Here is a 786-nt window from a genome sequence, read left to right as displayed (position 1 = left end):
TTCATTGTAGGTTTTAATGGCTTGTGAAACCGCTTTTTGAGCGGTTTTCAGGTTTTTATACGTAGCATCTAAATTGAATTCATTTTTCAAGATTCCATTCACTCTTTCGGCTAAGGCATTATCATAACAATTTCCGGCTTCTCCCATACTCACTTTTATTCCATGTTTTTCAACTAATTGTACGTACTGATTACTACAATACTGAATACCTCGATCCGAATGGTGAATTGTATTCTTCCCAATTCGATGCCTGGTGGCCATTTTTAAAGCATTGATACAACCTGTTAGCTCTAATGAGTCGCTCACATCATAACCGATGATTTTACGGCTGAAAGCGTCGGTTATTAAAGCTAGATAACAAAAGCCCTTTTGCTTTCTAATATAGGTGATATCGCTTACCCATATCTGGTCTGGATAACTAGGAGTTTGTTCTTTAATTAAATTGCCATGTTTATAAAAACGATGAAAACTATTGGTTGTTTTGGTATAGCTCTTCTTGGGCTTTACTAATAAATCCTGTTGCTTTAACCAGGCAAAGAATCGATCTCTACCTAAAAAAAGCTTGCTTGCCTTGAGACTAGGAGCCAGTAAATAATGTAATTTCTTTCCTCCTAATCGAGGCATCTTTTTACGTTGTTCTAAGACCAGCTCTATAAGAATAGGGTCTTGAAGATGCTTAGAAATAAATACCTGTCTTCGATGTTTATAAAAGCTAGCTCTTGTTTTACCTAGTTTATGCACAATAGGGGCTACTTTCTGCCCTTTTTGGACGGCTTTGAAGCTAAT

General features: G+C 36.5%; 1 protein-coding gene. It reads right to left on the bottom strand.

What is annotated here, in order from left to right; genetic code table 11:
- Positions 1 to 786, bottom strand: a 786-nt coding sequence (locus tag G9H60_RS13205) for an IS3 family transposase (RefSeq protein ID WP_223144509.1), incomplete at both ends; no start/stop codon positions are given.

The organism is Aquirufa aurantiipilula (assembly GCF_019923745.1).
Classification (GTDB): domain Bacteria; phylum Bacteroidota; class Bacteroidia; order Cytophagales; family Spirosomataceae; genus Aquirufa; species Aquirufa aurantiipilula.
The sequence above is the reverse complement of the archived record's forward strand: the minus strand, read 5'-3'. Positions and strand labels throughout refer to the sequence as shown.